Below are 15525 nucleotides of genomic sequence, written 5' to 3' on the forward strand. Positions count from 1 at the left end.
CTTGTTTTCGCAGGGTCATGGTGGGGCCGATTCTGCCGCCTATCGCTGGCGCAGCCAAACGAAAAAGCGCCGGCGGTGCCCCAGGGCGTCGCCGGCACTTTTTACAGCGCCCCGAAACTGGCGCTAGTCGTGGCTCGTGGCTACTTGAGCGTCCCGTGCGGGTCGATGACGAATTTCTTGGCCGCGCCGCCGTCGAAGTCGGCGTAACCCTGCGGCGCCTCGTCGAGCGAGATGGTCTGCACGTTCACGGCCTTGCCGATCTGTACCCTGTCGTGAAGGATCGCCTGCATCAACTGGCGCTGATAACGCATGGCCGGCGTCTGGCCGGTGTGGAACGACATCGCCTTGGCCCAGCCGAGACCGAACTTCATCGAGAGATTGCCATGTTTGGCCTCTTCGCTATCCGCGCCGGGGTCTTCGGTGACGTAAAGCCCGGGAATGCCGACCCGCCCGCCCGCCTGGGTGATTTCCATGACGGCATTGAGCACGGTAGCCGGCTGCTCATGCGCGTGGTTGTGGCCATGGCAGTTGGCCTCGAAACCCACCGCATCGACCGCGGCATCGACCTCCGGCACGCCCAGCACCGACTCGATCAGCTCCGACATGCTGGCATCCTGCTTGAGATCGAGACCTTCACAGCCAAAGCTGCGAGCCTGGTCGAGGCGCTTGTCGTTCATGTCGCCGACGATCACGCAGGCCGCGCCCAGCAGCTGTGCGGAAACTGCCGCCGCCAGCCCTACCGGACCCGCGCCGGCGATATAGACCGTCGAACCCGGCTGGACACCGGCAGTCACACAGCCGTGGAAGCCGGTGGGGAAGATATCCGAGAGCATGGTGAGGTCGAGAATCTTCTCCATCGCCTGCGCCTTGTCGGGGAAAACGAGCAACTGGAAGTCGGCATAGGGCACCATCACGTATTCGGCCTGACCGCCGACCCAGCCACCCATGTCGACATAGCCGTAGGCACCACCGGCGCGGTCACCGTTGACGTGCAGGCAGATATGGGTATCGCCGCGCTTGCAGTTGCGGCAACGGCCGCAGGCAACGTTGAACGGCACCGAGACGATATCGCCGATCTTGATGAACTCGACATCGCGGCCACATTCGATCACTTCGCCGGTGATCTCGTGGCCGAGCACGAGCCCTTCCGGTGCCGTGGTTCGGCCACGCACCATGTGCTGGTCGCTGCCGCAGATATTGGTGGTCAGAATCTTGAGGATGACCCCGTGATGGCACTGGCGGCTGCCGAGCGCCAGTTCGGGAAAGGGAATGCTTTCGACGGCGACCTTGCCGGCACCGCGAAAGACGACGCCTCGGTTGGCGGGTGAAGACATGGCGTGAACTCCTGGGTCTGATCTCGGAATGCCTTGTGTCGTGCCGCTGTGGCGACGACATCGAATGAAGGCGCGAAACCAGACTAGGAGTTACCTCGACGGTGGACCGGTCTCGTCACGCCATCGAATGACGCTGCGACGACAGCCGCCAGGTCCAAAGGTCTAAGATTCGTGGCTCACTTTCCACAGCGCCCCGCAGCCGGCGCTAGGTGCTGTCTGGAAAGTGTCGATCGAAGGCCAAGCAAGGCAAAAATCGGCGAAAACGGACCGGGCTGGCGCCCCAGCCGATTTTTAACACCGCATGGGCGAGCGCAGTACTTTTCAGACAGTGCCTAGAAGTCGATGACGACTTTACCCCGCGGCTTCGAACAGCATGACAGGATGAAACCTTCGGCTTCGTCCTCTTCGGTGATGCCGCCGTTGTGCTCCATCTCGACCTCGCCTTCCAGCTTCATCACCCGGCAGGTGCCGCAGATCCCCATCCCGCAGGCCTTGGGAATATGCAGGCCGAGCTTGGCGGCGGCCGAATGGATGGTGTCGTTCTCGCTGACGCGGATACTCTTGCCGCTCCCGGTGAACTCGACCGGCACCAGATCGGCGGTATCCACTTCCTCGGCGTCGGCCTCGGCCTGTTCGGCCAGCTCCAGCACGTCCTGCTGGATACTCAACGGCGTCGCGCCGAAGGACTCCTGATGGTAGCGGGACATGTCGAAACCGTCTTCCTGCAGCACCTGGCGGATCGCCTTCATGAAAGGTGCCGGGCCACAGCAGAACACTTCCCGCTCGAGATAGTCCGGTGCCATCAGCATCAGCATCTGACGTGTCAGGTAACCGCGAAAACCGGACCAGGCCTGGCTGAGTTCATCGCTGCGCTCGCAGACGATATGCAGCCGGAACTCCGGCAGCCGCGAGAACATGTGCACCAGTTCGCGGTGGTAGATGATGTCGTTGGGCGCCTGGGCGCAATGAATGAACTCGAGATCGACGGCCGCGTTGGTATCGAAGAACCAGCGTGTCATCGACATCAACGGCGTGATACCGACGCCGCCCGAGAGCATCAGCACTTTTTCTGCCGGATGATCGATGACGTTGAAGTCGCCCACCGGCCCATGCACGACCATCGGCTCGCCGACCTTGAGATTGTCGTGGAGCCAATTGGAGACCTGACCGCCGGGCAGGCGTTTGACGGTGATCGAGAAGCTGTAGGGAATCGAGGGCGAGCTCGAGATCGTATAGGAGCGCATGACCGGCTGTCCGGCGATCTCCAGTTCCAGCGTGACGAACTGCCCTGGCTTGAAGAAGAACATCAGCGGCTGGTCGGCCATGAAGCAGAACGTCCGCACGTTCCAGGTTTCCTGAATGACCTTGACGCACCTTACCTGGTGCCGCCCGTTGGTCCAGGTTTGGGTATTGACCGGATTGAAGAATTGCATCGTCACCGCGCTCTATCGGGGGGAAGATAGCGCTGGCGAGACAACGTCGACCCGCACCGCCGCTTCCGGAGAATGACCTTCATGAGCGGATTCTGGGCACCGCGGCGCCGGCCGACTTGCCCGTCAGCGACACGGGCATGCCAACCACCCCCAGCCGCCGCCAAAACTGCGACGCCGCAACGCAAACTTACCTGACGTGACGCCCGTGCAGCGTCATCGGTCCTTGGGTATCGACCGGTGACTGCCCGGTGAGCATTTGTGCCTGCCGGTCGTCCTGAACTCGACGAATGTCGCGGGTGGACAATTTCATTACCGGCGCCTGGGCGACACTCGCCGAAAGTTGGACCGACAGCACGACATCGCTGCCATCCTGAGCCATTCACTCGGTCGATCCCACGGACGTGTTCGGGAAAGGCCCACACCTGATATTGATGAGGATGCGACCATGCCACCACTTCCACGCGATAGCCTGGAGGACTCACTTGCCTTGACCCGCGTCGCCGTAGCGGAAATGCTGGATCAGCGCGACCCGACCTTCTCGCTGCCACAGCCGTTTTACAACGATTCGCGCCTGTTCGCGCTGGACATGCAGGAAGTGTTCGAAAAGCAGTGGCTGTTCGCCGGCATGAGCTGCGAGATTCCCGCCAAGGGAAATTTCTTCAAGCTGGAGATCGGCAGCAACTCGATCATCGTGGTGCGCGGCGCCGAGAACCGCATCCAGGCTTTCCATAACGTCTGCCGTCACCGCGGTTCGCGGTTGTGTCTCAAGGACAAGGGCAAGGTCGCCAAGCTGGTCTGTCCCTACCACCAGTGGACTTACGAACTGGATGGCCGATTACTGTTCGCCGGCAGCGATATGGGTACCGACTTCGACATGAGTGCCTACGGTCTCAAGCCCGTGGCGGTGAAGAGCGCGGGCGGTTTCGTGTTCATCAACCTGAGCGACGACCCGGAGCCGATCGACGACTTCCTCGTCTCGCTCGAGCACTATCTTTCGCCCTATGAGATGGATAACGTCAAGGTCGCGGTGGAGTCGAACATCGTCGAACGCGCCAACTGGAAGCTGGTCGTCGAGAACAATCGCGAATGCTACCACTGCAATGGTGCTCATCCCGAGCTGCTGAACTCGCTGATCGAATTCGACGATACCGACGATCCCCGTTCCACCGGAGAATATCGCGACCTGGTCGCTCGCAAGCAGGCCGACTGGACCGCCTGCGAAGTGCCGTGGCAACTGGCCCGATTCGGCAAGCGCAACCGACTGACCCGGACACCGCTGATCGACGGCATCGTCTCGATGACCATGGACGGCAAGCCGGGTTGCAACAAGCTGATGGGCCATATTCCCAATCCCGACATGGGCTCGCTGCGCATCCTGCATCTGCCCAACTCCTGGAACCATTTCATGGGCGACCATGCCGTGGTCTTTCGGGTGCTGCCGTTAGGTCCGCAGGAGACGCTGGTCACCACCAAATGGCTGGTGCACAAGGATGCCGTCGAAGGCGTCGACTACGACCCCGAACGGCTGCGCCAGGTCTGGGATGCCACCAACGATCAGGATCGGCGCCTAGCCGAAGAAAACCAGTTGGGCATCAATTCCCGCGCCTATCAGCCCGGCCCCTACTCGCAGACCTACGAGTTCGGCGTCATCGATTTCGTCAACTGGTACAGCGAAACATTGCGGGCCAACCTCGGTGTCGAGACATCGCCCCAGTTGCAGGTCGCCTCGCAGTAACGCTGCACGGCTTGAGCGGCAAGCGATCCATGCTTTACCGGTCATCCACCCATGAAAAAGGCGCTTCCCGAAGGAGGCGCCTTTTTGCTGGTTGCCAAGAGATTCGCGAACTAGAACTCCACCGTTGCCGACAGCTTGAACGTCCGCGGCTCGCCTTGAACCAGCGTCTGGAAACCCGTCGTGGCGGCAGACTCCCAGTAATCCTCGTCGGTCACGTTGTCGACGCCAGCCCGCCAGATCAGGCTCGCCTCGTTGAGCGGCATGGTGTAGCGGAAGCCCAGGTCGAGACGATTCCAGGGATCGACTTCAAGATTGTTGTTGTCGTCGACGTACTGCGAGCCGGTGCGAATGAATCGACCAGTCGCCGTGAGCCGGTCCATGTGGGGGATATCCCATTCACCGCCCAGCACATAACGATAGTTCGGCACACCAGGCGCGTCGTTGCCATCGTTTTCACCGTTGGTGGTATTACGGAGTTCCGGGTCCATGAAGGTCGCGCTCGCCAACACACGCACGCCTTCCAAGGGCACTCCGTAGCCACTCAACTCGATGCCGCGGTTACGTTGTTCGCCATTATAGCCGGCGGTATTGTCCTCAATGCTGACCTGCGGCTGCTCGATCTGGAACAGGCTGATACCACCGCCGATATTGCCGTAATCGAACTTGGCACCAATCTCGTCCTGCTTCGAACGCACGATGCCGAGGATCTCTCCTCCGTTGCTGGCCGGTACTTCGCCGATCTGTGCCGGTGCCGACTCACCCTGCTGCAACGCTTCGATATGGTTGGCATAGAGTGAGATATTGTTCGTAGCCTTGTAGACGATGCCGTAGACAGGCGTGACGCGCGACTCGGTGAAACGACTAGTTCGGGAGCCATCCAGGGCGCTGTAATTGTTGACCTCGACTTCCTGATAACGCCCGCCCAGGGTCAGCAGTAGACGGTCGTCGAAAAAGCCCAAGGTGTCGGACAAGGCAACACCATTGTTGTAAGTCCGGCCAGTCGTATTGGGATCACTGACATCTCCGAATGGGCTTCCGCCATCTCTGAGCGGCACGTCAGCTGGATCGTATATATTGGTTGGAAGATTCGAACCGCTGCCGAACGTGTATGCCACGTCTTTACGCGAATAGACGCTCGAGTAGCCCAGATTGACCTGATGAGAGACTGGCCCGGTCTCCAATTGCCCGCGCAAACCGACCTGGCTCGCGAAGGTTTCCGACTGGTAGGCGGTATCCAGTTGGCCGACCGTGCCATTGCCGGCTTCATCAAGCAAACTCACAGAACCCGATAGACTCCGCTCATGCGTGCGATTACCCCCTATTGCGGCATAACCGGTCCAGGAATCGCTGAAATCGTACTCGCCACGCAGCAGGGCGAAATTGGTTTCCAGGCTCGCGTGATTCCAGCTCGGCGTGTAGTTACTGTCGGCATCGGGCGCAGAGGGCACGGAACTGCCAGTGTAGTCGGCCAGGCTAACATTCAGGCGGCCGCCATCGATGATCGACTTCTGGTGACCGACATCCAGCGATGCCCGAGCGCGATCGCCACGGTAGTCCAACCCCACGACCGCAGAGGTATTCTTGCGGCTTTCGTCATCGATGGCCGTATCCCCACGCCCGCGGTTGATACTGGCTCTAATCCCATATTCGTTCTGATTGCCGAAGCGCCGCCCGACATCGAGCTCTGTTTCACCGTAGCTGTCCGACTGGTATCCCGTGGAGATTCGGGTGATTGGCTCGTCGGTCGCCCGCTTGGGCTCGATGTTCACCGCGCCACCCACGCCAGTCCCTCCAGCAGGCACGCCATTGGCGAACGCGCTGGCACCTTTGAACAGTTCGACCCGCCCCATCATGCTGGTGTTGATCAGCTGGCGTGGCAGTACGCCGTATAGCCCACCGTAGGAAATATCGTCACCGTACAGGTCGAAGCCGCGGACCTTGAATGACTCCGAGTAGTTGCCGAACCCCTTACCCACCATCACCGAGGCATCGTTTTGCAGCACGTCACCCAGCGTGTCGGCTTGCTGGTTCTCGATCAGCTCATCGGTATAGCTGATGACGTTGAACGGCACGTCCATGGCGTCCTGCTCGCCGAGAACCCCGATCCGTCCCCCGGCAGCGACCTGCCCGCCCGCATAGGCCGGCGGCGGTGTATCGCCTTGGGTCAGGATCGCCTGGCTGGTGACAGTGACGGTTTCTAGCGACTGGGAATCACTACTGCTCTGCGCCCATGCCGGCGAAACCAGCGGCGCGGCACCGATGGCCACGAAGGTCAGCAGACAGCGTGCCTGTCGGCGATTGTCCGGAGAAGAGTTCCCTGATGTCATGTTGTTGAACCTGTTTTTGGCCTGACGACGGAATCGGTGGACCGAAAGTCGGCGGAATACGCTCCGGCCCAATGGAGAGGGGGTATTCCGCGGCATTCTATAGGGACATTGGCAAAATGAAAATGAGAACACTTCTTATATGTATGAAAATCTCGAATCGACGGACTTGCCGTTTTATTGATAACGATTGTCATTCGATCTACCATCACCGCCCATAGTCGCATCCGGCGCCGTTTTTTCTGCCCGGATGAGCGTCGAGCCACTCTCTTCCGTCGCCAGGGAACCGTCACTTTGTCGCGTGTTCGCTCTTTTCCAGCTCTCCTCGCACTTGCGGTTGCCGTGCTGCTGGGGATGAGCACCGCGCTTGCGGACGCCCCGGCCGACGCCGACTCGAAGCCATTGCGGATCGCCGCGGCCAACTGGACGGTTGCCGAGACACTGCTTGCACTTGGCGTTCAACCCTACGCGGTAGCCGATATTCCCAACTACAGCACCTGGGTCGAGAAGCCGTCGATGCCCGCTTCGACGCTGGATATGGGCCTGCGCAACGAGCCCAACCTTGAGTTGCTGGCCCAGGATCCCCCCGACCTGCTGATGTCCAGCGCGCTGTTCTCCCGCGACAATGCGCGTCTCGAACGCCTGATGCCGGTCAAGATGATCGACAATTTCTACACCGATCGGTCATTTTACGAAGCGACGCTGTCGATGACTCGCGAAATCGCCCGGTTGACCGATCGTGAACCGCAGGCAGAGGCGCTGATCGAACAGACCGAACGAACACTCGAGCGCGCGGCGCGGGCACTGAAAGACGTCGAGACGCCGCTTTACGTCGTCCAGTTCAGCGACGCCCAGCATGTCCGTGTCTTTGGTCACGGCAATATGGTGGGTACGCTCTTTTCCCGCACCGGTCTGAACAATGCCTGGACCGGCCCCACCAACGCCTGGGGTTATGCCAGCATCTCGACCGATCGGCTGGCTGAGCAGCCCGACGCACGCATCGTCGTTATCAAGCCGTATCCCCGGGGCGTCGGCGAAGCGTTGAAGGACAATCAGATCTGGCAGCATCTGCCGGCGGTACGCGAAGGGCGTGTAAGCTATATCGATCCACTCTGGCCTTACGGTGGGCTGATCTCGCTGCAACGACTGGCCCGATCGCTGGTCGATGTCAGCATCCGGCCTCCCACCACTGATTCGGCGACTGCCACGTCCGCCGAGGAGCATACGCCATGACCTCGGCACGTTCGCCCGCCTGGTTTGCCATCGGGCTGACCTTGCTGGCGCTGGGTCTCGGCTATGCCACGCTGGACATTCAGTTCGCCGATCTTTCGGGGCATTGGTGGCAAGCCATTACCACGCCCGATGATGATCAGATCCGCCAGATCGTGATGCACTACACCTTCGTGCCGAGACTGCTGGTGGCGATGCTCGGCGGTGCGGCATTGGCGCTGGCGGGCTGCTTGATGCAACAGGTACTGCGCAATCCGCTCGCCTCTCCGGCGACGCTCGGCGTCACCAGCGGCGCGCAGCTGGCGCTGGTCGTCGCCACGCTGTGGGCACCGAGCTGGATGCTGGCCGGCAAGGAATGGATCGCGCTGGCGGGCGGTATCGTGGCGACACTGCTGGTTTTCGCGCTCTCGTGGAAACGTCGCCTGGCGCCGATGGTAGTGGTGCTATCCGGCATGGTGGTCAGCCTGTACTTCAGCGCCATCAACAGTGCCCTGCTGCTGTTCCATCAGGAGAGTCTGTCGGGGCTGTTCATCTGGGGATCCGGTGCGCTGGCGCAGGACAACTGGCACGACACGCAGTTTCTGCTGCTTCGTCTGGGTATCGTGATGGTGCTGGCACTACTGCTGTTGCGCCCGCTGTCTCTCCTCGATCTCGAGGAGGACGGCGCCAAGAGTCTGGGCATCTCTCTGCGCAAGCTGCGTTTCGCCGGTCTGGGCCTCGGCGTTTTCATGACCGCCTGCGTGGTCAGCGCCATCGGACTGATCGGTTTCATCGGTCTAGCCGCTCCTGCCATCGCCCGCCTGTCCGGGGCCCGCACCCTGGCCCAGCGGCTCGTCTGGTCGATGATCCTGGGCGCCCTTCTGCTCCTCGTCACCGATCTGGCCGTACAGCAACTCGCGCCGTTCACCGCGTCGCTGCTGCCGACAGGTGCCATGACAGCGGCGCTTGGCGCCCCGCTGCTGCTATGGCTGCTGCCACGACTGAAAATCGGCGGCTCGCGGCCGACGCCCAGCACGGGTCTGACCATGCCACGCCAGTCAGCCCCCAATCGACGCTTGTGGATGCTGGGAGGGCTGACGGTCGTCGCCTGCGCCGTGGCACTCGTCGTCGGTTTCATGCTCGACAGTCATGCCCGGTATCCGAGCCTGGCCGGCATCGACGACCTGGGGCTGATCGTGGACTGGCGGCTGCCACGCGTGGCGACTGCGGCAGCGGCAGGGTTGATGCTGGCCATTGCCGGTACGCTGCTGCAGCGGATGACCGGGAACCCCATGGCCAGCCCGGAAGTGCTGGGAATCAGCGCCGGCGTGGCGATCGGTGTGATCGCCCTGATGCTGTTGCCGCTGGGCATCGCCCCGCTCAGCGGCTCGGTCATGGGATTCAGCGGTGCGGTCGTCGCCCTGCTGGTGCTGATCATCTGCAACCGACGCAGCGGCTTCGCGCCGGAGCGGCTGCTGCTGACCGGCATTGCCATCTCTTCGTTGCTGGATGCCATGCGCGCCATCGTGCTGGCGAGCGAGGATCCTCGCGCACAGCAGTTGCTCTCCTGGCTGGGCGGTTCGACCTACTACGCCAGCTTGACCTCCAGCACCTGGATCGTGGTCATCGCTATCGTGCTGGCGGCGATGGCATTGCCGCTGCAGCGCTGGTTGACCCTGCTGCCGCTGGGAGCGCCCACCGCCAAGGCGCTGGGGGTCGACGTGGATCGCAGCCGTTTGCTGCTGCTCGCGCTGGTCGCCCTGTTGACCGTCGCCGCGACGCTGGTGATCGGGCCGCTCTCGTTCATCGGGCTGATGGCCCCCCACATGGCTCGTCTGATGGGATTTCATGGGGCCCGGCACCAACTGATCGGAGCCGGGCTGCTGGGGATGCTGGTCATGGTGAGCGCCGACTGGCTGGGCAGAAACCTGTTCTTTCCCTACCAGCTACCGGCGGGTTTGATCGCCGCGCTGATCGGCGGCGTCTACTTCATGTGGGGATTGCGGCGGCTTTGACGCGACGCATTGACCTGGGCCGGAGATCGGCGCGGTACACCCGTAGGTACGTCGCTGTCTCTCGCTACCGCCACCCGGCATTTCCCGTCGTTCAGACAGCGCTGAACACGGGCAGCAGATGGCGCTCTATCGCCTCCCGGACCGAGGGCAACATCACATCGGTATGCTGCATCAGCTCACGGATGGCGGACTCCAGGCCTTCGACACCCTTGGCGCGGTGGCAACCGGCCGCCAGTCTGGCGCAGGTTTCGGGGCACGCCTCTTTTGGAATACGCACGCCCAGCGAGACCAATCGCTGGCGAAAATCCTCGCCATCGATGAGATCGACGATCATCATGCTCTACCTCCCGTTCGACGTTATTGGCGTTCACCACGCATCACACCGCTAAAATACATCTCGCAACGCCAATCTTTATCTCAACCGGTGGGCCGTCGTCGATACGCGAATCGTCGATCTGTCGGTTTCGAGATATTCAACGTCACTCATGGAGTGCCATGTTTTCGAACTGTCTTTCTCATCGGGTTCGGCGCCAGCTCGTTCGCATCGTCGTGCTGGCGGTGATCGGGCTGCATGCCGTGGCATCGCACGCAGCGAGCTTCGTCTACTGGGATGATCCAACGGCGACGGCCATCACGCTCACGCGCACGCAGTTCGTGGAAGCAGCGCGAGGCTATCGAGGCGAGGCGAGGCTCGCCTTCGTCAACCGCGTGGTCAATAACGCCGCCCGCCAGCAGTTCGAGAAGATCGACACCTGGAAAGGTTTCGACCGGTTGGTTCGGGATCAATATGGCGATTGCGAGGATTTCGCCATTGCCAAATATCAGATTCTGATCGATGCCGGCACATCAGCGAATCGGCTCGATTTCCTCGCCGCCGATGACAAGCTGACACCGACTTATCATGCCGTGCTGCGTTATCGACGGGACGACGGCAGCCATCTGATTCTGGACAACCTGACCCCGATGATGCTGCCGCAATCGCACCGTACCGATCTGGCGCCGATCGTGACTTTCGACAGCGGGAAAGCCCAAATCTACCGCGACGGCGCGTTTCACCCCGTCGATCCGGCCCGCATCGTGCTCGGCGGGCAGCCGCTGTCGCAACGGCTACCGAAGCTGATGGATTACTGATCGCCCGGAGCGAGCACCTTCTCGGCACGTAGATACGCGATCAGCTTGTCGGCCGCCTCCTCCGACGTGAGATCGGTCAACACCTGCCCATTCGATGCCGACGACTTGGCCGCGGCGGCACGGAAGCGGTCGCGGGCATTGGTCGACTTCACCACCTTGAGACGCTTGGGCCGCGCCCGTGCCGGCTCCCACTGCCAATCGCGCCTGGCGGCATCGACCCGCGCCTCGCTCGCCAATGCGAGATCGGTGACGAGCTCGATCCTGCCGCGCCGCGCCGGGCCGAAGGCGCTCTGCCGCGGGGCATCGGCGACGGAGTCCACGGCGATCAGACACGGCAGACGAATCTCGAGTCGCCGACGCTGGCCCTGCGGTAGCGCCTGCAGCACGGTCACGCTGTGATCATCGCAGTGCTCGATGGCGGCGACGCCGGTGGCGATCGACCAGCCCAGCCGCTCGGCCAGGAGATACCCGACCATGCCCGAACCTTCGCCGCACTCGGCGCGCTGGCCGGTGAGGACCAACCGCACACCGCTCTGCTCGAGCCAGGCCGCAAGACGTGGCACGGCGTCATCCTCGGCGCTCATGGCCAGCAGCGACAGCCTTCCGCCGCGATCGTCGTCGAGCCCGTGGAACATCCCCAGGTATTCTTTCAGGCACGCTTGCAGCGAGGCATCCTGAGGATCGCCGGCGTGTCCCAGCGAGAGTTCGGCGCCGACCAGCGCCAGCCCCATCTCGACGGCGCGGGCGTCTTCGCGCGCGCGGCCGGCGCGCCCGGAGACCGGGTGACGGCCACTCGAAACCAGCGCCACCGTCTTCGGCGAAACGGTCGATTCACGCGGCGACATGTCGGGACTCCTCAGCGTGCCATTGATCCGCCGGTGCGGACGCGATCCTCGGCTGGCCAAGGCGTTCGCAAACGGCCGCCAGCAGCGCGTCGCCATCGGCGATGATCGCCAGGTCGGCGCGTTTGACCATGTCGCAGCTGGGATCGCTGTTGATCGCGATCACTCGCTGGCATCGAGCAATGCCCTGGAGGTGCTGAACCGCACCGGAGATTCCCACCGCGATATAGCAGCTCGCGGACACGAAGGTGCCGGTGGCACCGACTTGCCGCGCCCGTGGCATGTTGCCGTCGTCGACGGCGACACGAGAAGCGCCTTCGCTGGCCCCCAGCACCCGAGCGGCGTGATGGTAGCCCTCCCAGTCCGAGACACCACGTCCGGCAGAGAGAATGAACGGTGCCTGGGCCAACGGAATCTGCTGCGGGTCCACCGTCACCCGGCCTCGATCGATCACGCCGGATGGCCGGTTTTCGTCGCCCGTTTCCTCGCTCGTTCGAGCTACGGGCTCCAACACGATGGTCCTCGCCTCGTGACGCGTCTCGCTGACCGGCTCGGCGCACTCGGGCAACGCCAGCAGCACGCGTGGCACGTCGCGCAGGATATCCAGACGATCCCCCGCCCGAGAACGCGTCTTGCCATCGGCGAACTGCCACACCCTCGTGGCCGGGGGCGGGTCTTCCGCGCCCCGACTCTCGCCCCGACTCGAGAGACGCGCCGACAGACGTCGCCCCAGGTCTCCGCCGTCGGGCAGCGAATCGGCGAAGATCCAGTGCCGCGGTGCGAGCATGTCCTCCACTTCAACTAGCGCCGCCAGCCGCGATTCCGGGTCGTAGCGCCCCTCGATGTCCTCGGATAAATCCATGATGCGATCGGCCACGGCCTCCTCGAATCCGTCGACGTCGCTCCGGAACGTGACCGCCGTCACCGCCAGATCGGTTCCGTCGGCGAGCTGACGGGCGAGGCCGAACAGGTCGCGGTCGTGATCGCCAAGCCGCCCCTCGGGCAGTTCCGGCACGACGAGGATGTAGCCTGCAGGGTCGTCGATCGTGATCCGGCGGCGTACGGGTTCGGCGCTGGTCTGCGGGCCCCCCGCGGCACTTGTCTCTACCGAGGCACCGCTGCGGTCGATTCGCTTGATGCCGTTGGGGCCGATCGCGCCCAGGGCGTGGGGATTGATCCGGGTCACGCCGTCGACGCTGGTCCAGCGCCACGCCGGACGAGCGAATTCGAGATGACGGGCGTGCAGCCGATTGCGTCGGGCGCGTTCGGCGTGGGGGTCGAGTCGTCTGACACTCATGCCGGTTCCTCCTCGCGACTCGGGCTGGAAGTGCTCGTCTCAGGCACGGCCGGAGCCGGTTCCACCAGCGCCTCGGCAACCAGTTCGGCGAGATCCAGAATCCGCGGTCGCGGTTCGACCACGCCTTCGAGCATTGCAGTGCACTGCGGGCAGGCGACGGCAACGGTGGTCGCGCCGGTAGTACGCACGTCCTCCATGCGCATGTCGGGAATTCGCGCGCGGCCGGGTACGTCGGAGAGCGCAGCCCCGCCACCGCCACCGCAACAGCGCGAGCGATAGCCGGAGCGCTCCATCTCGACGACGTCGACGCCGAGTGCGGCGAGCACCTGCCGGGGGGCAGCGAATTCACCGTTGTAACGGCCCAGATAGCAGGGATCGTGATAGGTGACGGTCTCGGCCTGCGCCGGGGCTGCCACGCTGATGCGGCCGCCGTCGAAGAGTTCGGCGATAAAGGTCGAATGGTGCCTGACGACGTAATCCCCGCCAAAGGCACCGTATTCGCGTCCCAGCACATGGAAGCTGTGCGGGTCGGCAGTGACGATGCGGGCAAAGCGATAGCGTGAGAGTGTGGCGATATTGCGCTCGGCGAGCCGCTGGAACGTCGCTTCATCCCCCAGCCGTCGGGCCACGTCGCCGCTGTCGCGTTCTTCCTCGCCGAGCACGGCGAAATCGACGCCGCCGGCACGCAGGATCTTCACCAGCGAGCGCAGCGTACGCTGGTTGCGCATATCGAAGGCGCCGTCTCCCAGCCACAGCAGCACGTCGACCCCCTCGGGGCGATCCTGAATACGCGGAATCTCCAGATCCGCCGCCCAGTCGAGCCGCGAGGCGTTGTCGAGCCCGCCGGGGTTATCGGTGGCAATCAGGTTGTCGATCGCCGCGGCGCCCTTCTCCGGAGTCTCGCCCCGCTCCAGGGTGATGAAGCGGCGCATGTCGACGATGGCATCGACGTGTTCGATCATCATCGGACACTCCTCGACGCAGGCGCGGCAGGTGGTGCACGCCCACAGGGTCTGCGCCTCCACCAGTTGCGGCACGATGGCATCGGAGGGGCCGCCCCTGTGGTGTCCAAAACCGGGCTTGCCGACATCGATGCCGCCCGCTTGTTGTGGATGCCCGGAGCCGGCGTAGCGGGCATCGCTGCCGCCGGCCATGCCCACGACCATGTCCTGGATCAGCTTCTTGGGGTTGAGCGGCTGGCCGGCGGCATAGGCCGGGCAGACGCTCTGGCAGCGGCCGCACTGGACGCAGGCATCGAATCCCAGCAGCTGCTCCCATTGGAAATCGGCTGGCTTCTCAACGCCCAGCGTCTTCGCCGTGAGGTCCAGCGGGAAGAGCGCGGTGGAGCGGCTGCCGCGATGGACGTCATGTGTCTTTTTCGGGGACGCGTCCGGATGATTATCATCGAACCGCTCGGGGCGCCGGTGGAAGGCCAGATGGAAGGAGCCGGCGAAGGCGTGCTTCATCGGCCCGCCCCAGCCCATGCCGACCAACATCTCCAGCAGCCCCCAGACCAGCACGGCGGCGAGCACGATCGCCAGCACGCCGCCACCGAGGACGGTCGGCGCGACGCCGACCAGATTCCCTGGGGTGAAACCGACGATCGGCAGGCTCACCAGGAACATGCCCAACGAGTAGGCGATCAGGCTCTTGGAAAGTCGCTGCCACGGGCCTCTTGACAGCTTCCTGGGGAAGGGCCGGGTGGGCGAATTCAGGCGCCGGCGATTGACCGCCAGCGCGCCAACGAACATGACCGCGCTCGCCGCCAGCAGCAGCCCGCCGAGAATCGGATTGCGCCAGCCGAAGCCATGCACCACCAGCGCCAGCGCCATGGCGGCGACGAAGCCCCCGGCGGTCGCCACGTGGGTGTGCGCCATCGCCTTGTCGCGAGCGACGATGTGGTGCAGATCGTTGAGATAGCGCCTGGGCATCAGCAACAGCCGGCGCCATACCATCGGCGTGCGCTGGCCCTGGCGCCACAGCCGAATACGACGTACCGCGCCCGCCGCACCCAGCGCCAGCGCCGCAAAGATCAGAATGGGGAGTAGCGTCTGCAACATGGTGCTTCTCCGAAAAAGCCGCTGGTGCCGGTCATATCGACGCTTGCAGCCAGCGATGTCCTGCCGCCCACCTTCGCCATGGGACGGCTACGAGCGATGCCACGACCGGGGCGCGTAGCCCAGGCGAATTGTGAGGAGCCAGCGG

General features: G+C 63.4%; 12 protein-coding genes. 4 read left to right on the plus strand and 8 right to left on the minus strand.

Annotated elements, in window-relative coordinates; translation table 11 throughout:
• Window positions 1-140 precede the first annotated feature (140 nt).
• The 3 genes from fdhA to BTW07_RS20270 form a co-directional block, all read right to left on the minus strand.
• Window positions 141-1334, minus strand: coding sequence for a formaldehyde dehydrogenase, glutathione-independent (fdhA, locus tag BTW07_RS11890; RefSeq protein WP_075570383.1), 1194 nt, complete (start codon window positions 1332-1334; stop codon window positions 141-143).
• 332 nt (window positions 1335-1666) lie between these two features.
• The gene (locus BTW07_RS11895) at window positions 1667-2767 is read right to left on the minus strand and encodes an FAD-binding oxidoreductase (protein ID WP_425272034.1); all 1101 of its coding nucleotides are present in this window, start codon (window positions 2765-2767) and stop codon (window positions 1667-1669) included.
• Between the two features lie 187 nt (window positions 2768-2954).
• On the minus strand, window positions 2955-3077 hold the full coding sequence (locus BTW07_RS20270) for a hypothetical protein (RefSeq protein WP_279626534.1): 123 nt from the start codon (window positions 3075-3077) through the stop codon (window positions 2955-2957).
• A 135-nt stretch (window positions 3078-3212) separates the two neighbouring features.
• On the opposite strand from BTW07_RS20270, the gene BTW07_RS11905 reads away from it, so the two are divergent.
• On the plus strand, window positions 3213-4502 hold the full coding sequence (locus tag BTW07_RS11905) for an aromatic ring-hydroxylating oxygenase subunit alpha (RefSeq protein ID WP_075570386.1): 1290 nt from the start codon (window positions 3213-3215) through the stop codon (window positions 4500-4502).
• Window positions 4503-4612: 110 nt separating this feature from the next.
• Here BTW07_RS11905 and BTW07_RS11910 read toward each other — a convergent pair whose 3' ends face one another.
• Window positions 4613-6829 carry a TonB-dependent receptor gene (locus BTW07_RS11910; RefSeq protein WP_075570387.1) on the minus strand — a complete coding sequence of 739 codons (2217 nt, stop codon included), beginning with the start codon at window positions 6827-6829 and terminating at the stop codon, window positions 4613-4615.
• A 351-nt stretch (window positions 6830-7180) separates the two neighbouring features.
• Here BTW07_RS11910 and BTW07_RS11915 point away from each other — a divergent pair, with 351 nt between their 5' ends.
• Together BTW07_RS11915 and fhuB are read left to right on the plus strand one after the other, a co-directional pair.
• Window positions 7181-8059: an iron-siderophore ABC transporter substrate-binding protein gene (locus BTW07_RS11915; protein WP_075570486.1), complete on the plus strand. Its 879-nt coding sequence runs from the start codon at window positions 7181-7183 to the stop codon at window positions 8057-8059.
• Complete coding sequence (gene fhuB / locus BTW07_RS11920) at window positions 8056-10050, plus strand: Fe(3+)-hydroxamate ABC transporter permease FhuB (protein WP_075570388.1); 1995 nt, start codon at window positions 8056-8058, stop codon at window positions 10048-10050. Before BTW07_RS11915 ends, fhuB begins: the two co-directional genes overlap by 4 nt.
• Window positions 10051-10141: 91 nt before the next feature.
• Here fhuB and BTW07_RS11925 read toward each other — a convergent pair whose 3' ends face one another.
• Window positions 10142-10387 carry a hypothetical protein gene (locus BTW07_RS11925; RefSeq protein ID WP_075570389.1) on the minus strand — a complete coding sequence of 82 codons (246 nt, stop codon included), beginning with the start codon at window positions 10385-10387 and terminating at the stop codon, window positions 10142-10144.
• A 158-nt stretch (window positions 10388-10545) separates the two neighbouring features.
• Here BTW07_RS11925 and BTW07_RS11930 point away from each other — a divergent pair, with 158 nt between their 5' ends.
• Window positions 10546-11181, plus strand: a complete 636-nt coding sequence (locus BTW07_RS11930; RefSeq protein ID WP_075570390.1) for a transglutaminase-like cysteine peptidase — start codon at window positions 10546-10548, stop codon at window positions 11179-11181.
• On the opposite strand, the gene BTW07_RS11935 is transcribed toward BTW07_RS11930, so the two are convergent.
• From BTW07_RS11935 to BTW07_RS11945, 3 genes are read right to left on the minus strand one after another with little or no spacing between them, the layout of a single operon-like run.
• The gene (locus BTW07_RS11935) at window positions 11175-12026 is read right to left on the minus strand and encodes a hypothetical protein (RefSeq protein ID WP_075570391.1); all 852 of its coding nucleotides are present in this window, start codon (window positions 12024-12026) and stop codon (window positions 11175-11177) included. The genes BTW07_RS11930 and BTW07_RS11935 overlap by 7 nt on opposite strands.
• Entirely contained in the window at window positions 12013-13320 is a 1308-nt protein-coding gene (locus BTW07_RS11940) for an electron transfer flavoprotein subunit alpha/FixB family protein (RefSeq protein ID WP_075570392.1), read from the minus strand. The genes BTW07_RS11935 and BTW07_RS11940 overlap by 14 nt, the downstream gene beginning before the upstream one ends.
• Complete coding sequence (locus BTW07_RS11945; RefSeq protein WP_075570393.1) at window positions 13317-15380, minus strand: (Fe-S)-binding protein; 2064 nt, start codon at window positions 15378-15380, stop codon at window positions 13317-13319. The genes BTW07_RS11940 and BTW07_RS11945 overlap by 4 nt, the downstream gene beginning before the upstream one ends.
• Window positions 15381-15525: the final 145 nt, after the last annotated feature.

Origin of the sequence: Salinicola socius (assembly GCF_001937195.1) — a bacterium.
GTDB classification, from domain to species: domain Bacteria; phylum Pseudomonadota; class Gammaproteobacteria; order Pseudomonadales; family Halomonadaceae; genus Salinicola; species Salinicola socius.

Excerpts from the sequence above, each read along its gene's own strand:
- BTW07_RS11905 (WP_075570386.1), top strand. The coding sequence starts at position 3,213 with ATGCCACCACTTCCACGCGATAGCCTGGAGGACTCACTTGCCTTGACC.
- fdhA (WP_075570383.1), bottom strand. The coding sequence starts at position 1,334 with ATGTCTTCACCCGCCAACCGAGGCGTCGTCTTTCGCGGTGCCGGCAAG.
- BTW07_RS11915 (WP_075570486.1), top strand. The coding sequence starts at position 7,181 with ATGAGCACCGCGCTTGCGGACGCCCCGGCCGACGCCGACTCGAAGCCA.
- fhuB (WP_075570388.1), top strand. The coding sequence starts at position 8,056 with ATGACCTCGGCACGTTCGCCCGCCTGGTTTGCCATCGGGCTGACCTTG.
- BTW07_RS11930 (WP_075570390.1), top strand. The coding sequence starts at position 10,546 with ATGTTTTCGAACTGTCTTTCTCATCGGGTTCGGCGCCAGCTCGTTCGC.
- BTW07_RS11945 (WP_075570393.1), bottom strand. The coding sequence starts at position 15,380 with ATGTTGCAGACGCTACTCCCCATTCTGATCTTTGCGGCGCTGGCGCTG.
- BTW07_RS11910 (WP_075570387.1), bottom strand. The coding sequence starts at position 6,829 with ATGACATCAGGGAACTCTTCTCCGGACAATCGCCGACAGGCACGCTGT.
- BTW07_RS11935 (WP_075570391.1), bottom strand. The coding sequence starts at position 12,026 with ATGTCGCCGCGTGAATCGACCGTTTCGCCGAAGACGGTGGCGCTGGTT.
- BTW07_RS11925 (WP_075570389.1), bottom strand. The coding sequence starts at position 10,387 with ATGATGATCGTCGATCTCATCGATGGCGAGGATTTTCGCCAGCGATTG.
- BTW07_RS11940 (WP_075570392.1), bottom strand. The coding sequence starts at position 13,320 with ATGAGTGTCAGACGACTCGACCCCCACGCCGAACGCGCCCGACGCAAT.
- BTW07_RS11895 (WP_425272034.1), bottom strand. The coding sequence starts at position 2,767 with ATGCAATTCTTCAATCCGGTCAATACCCAAACCTGGACCAACGGGCGG.
- BTW07_RS20270 (WP_279626534.1), bottom strand. The coding sequence starts at position 3,077 with ATGAAATTGTCCACCCGCGACATTCGTCGAGTTCAGGACGACCGGCAG.